2 protein-coding genes and 1 pseudogene are annotated in these 1,739 nt (G+C 62.7%); all 3 read right to left on the bottom strand.

Annotated features, from left to right (window positions below; all coding sequences use genetic code 11):
- Window positions 1–711, bottom strand: a 711-nt coding sequence (locus tag A2J01_RS24865; protein WP_156519395.1) for an acyltransferase family protein, incomplete at its 3' end; no start/stop codon positions are given.
- 40 nt (window positions 712–751) lie between these two features.
- Window positions 752–1,570, bottom strand: coding sequence for an ESX secretion-associated protein EspG (locus tag A2J01_RS24860; RefSeq protein WP_064113810.1), 819 nt, complete (start codon window positions 1,568–1,570; stop codon window positions 752–754).
- Window positions 1,570–1,739, bottom strand: a pseudogene (locus A2J01_RS37500) (PPE domain-containing protein); the annotation flags it as partial. The gene A2J01_RS24860 and the pseudogene A2J01_RS37500, both read right to left, overlap by 1 nt.

Below are 1,739 nucleotides of genomic sequence, written 5' to 3'. Positions count from 1 at the left end.
ACCGAGTGCCAATTCCCACAACCTGGCACCGGAGTCGTAGTACGCCCAGGCTTGGTGACGTGAAGATTTGGCGAGTGCGTAGAGAAAAGATCCTGCGGTCAGAACCAGAAGGGTGACCGCGAGTGACGGGCGGAAATAGTTGAGATTCACGCGTGAAGCCACATAAGCGATCACGGAGACCAGTGCGATGGCCAGGAGATAGAACTGACCTTGTACGGCCATCGACCACAGGTGCTGCAGGGGAGTGACCGAGCCGTCGGCGGCCAGGTAGTCGCTTGCGGTGCTGGCGAGCTGCCAGTTCTGGAAGAACCCGAGCACCGCGATCAGTTGATCGCCCAGATCGGCCCAGCGTGTGCGTGGCAGCAGCAACGCGGTCCCCAGTGCGGTCAAAATGCTGACCACCGCGATCAGGGGGAACAGCCGCAGAAACACCCGCCGCAGTGCCGGGACCGGGTTGAGTGAACCCCCGGCTTCGGCGCGTCGAACCAGTGAGCCGACGAAGAAGTATCCGGACAGAACCAGGAAGACGTCCACCCCGCCCGATACCCGTCCGAACCAGACGTGGAATACGACCACCAAACCGATGGCGAGGCCACGCAGTCCGTTCAGGTCTTGTCGGTGCGGTGTTGTTGCCCGTTCATCGTTCGGCCGGTCGATCGTGGCGACCGAGCCTTGTTCGCCCGGTGACGACGGTTGACGCGAGAACTGCATGCTGAAGTAAGGCTCCGGGCGTTGAAGGGACGCCCCGAGGTTACCCGGAAGTCTCCGGCGCCGATTCCTCGAGTTCCGTTACCAGAGCGTTCACGGCTTGTCGGAGGCGATGGGATGTTCCGGAACTGATGGACGTCCATTCGGTGCCGTCGGCGGCCCGAGTGGTCGAACCGACCAGCCGACCCGACAAGGTGTCGTACACAGTCACTGCGCCGGTCATGAGCGTCGTCGCTCCCAAACTGTGTGGTATTCCGACCAATTCGGCGAAGGCGGTGCATGTGACGATTGCGCTACCCAGTTGGCGCGCGTCGTCTTCGGGTATTCCGGCGTTGATCAAGGCCGAGGTTACGCTGCCTTCATCCGGGCCGGCGCCGAATGCCAGGCTGAGCATCTCGGTCGGTGCGTTGATCACGGCAATCGGCATTGCTTCGGCGCTGCCGAGCGCGGTGACAACGGGTGCAGTCGGTTCGGCGGTGACGCTGCGCAATGCGAACGAAGAATCAGTTGAAGTCGCTTCGACACAAAGGAATTCGCCCTGCGCGACGCAGAGGCGTGAAATGCTTCCGCCGACATGCCGACGCAGCGCCAACTCCCACTTGGGGTGGGTCAGGACGCGCAGGCGGGCACTGAGGTCGTGATGGATCTCCCCGCCGGGGAGGAGATCGCGCTCGGAGAGTGAATCTGCCGCGGACTGCATCGCCGTACGGTGAGCGCTCGCACTACCGTGAACCGTCGCGCCACCGAGAACCACGGGAAGCGCATCGAGTCCGAGTCGCTCACGTACATAGTCGATTTCGTCCTGTGACAGGGCGACGACAGGTAAATTCCACCCCTCAGGTGAGGTGCCGAGGTCCACCATCAATGCTCTGCAGTTTCGAGTGCGCCACCGATCACGGACGGGATGACTGTTCGGCCGTCGGCGAAGTGCTCGAAGTGCTTCAGGTAATCGGGTGTGTCGTGCTCGGTCTCGTCTTCAGATTGGGCCGCATGACGGCCGCCGGCGATCGGCGCAGATCCGCCTGCGGTTC

This window comes from Rhodococcus sp. EPR-134 (assembly GCF_001647205.1).
GTDB lineage: Bacteria > Actinomycetota > Actinomycetes > Mycobacteriales > Mycobacteriaceae > Rhodococcus_F > Rhodococcus_F qingshengii.
This window is presented reverse-complemented; position numbering and strand designations above follow the sequence as displayed.

Excerpts from the sequence above, each read along its gene's own strand:
- A2J01_RS24860 (WP_064113810.1), bottom strand. The coding sequence starts at position 1,570 with ATGGTGGACCTCGGCACCTCACCTGAGGGGTGGAATTTACCTGTCGTC.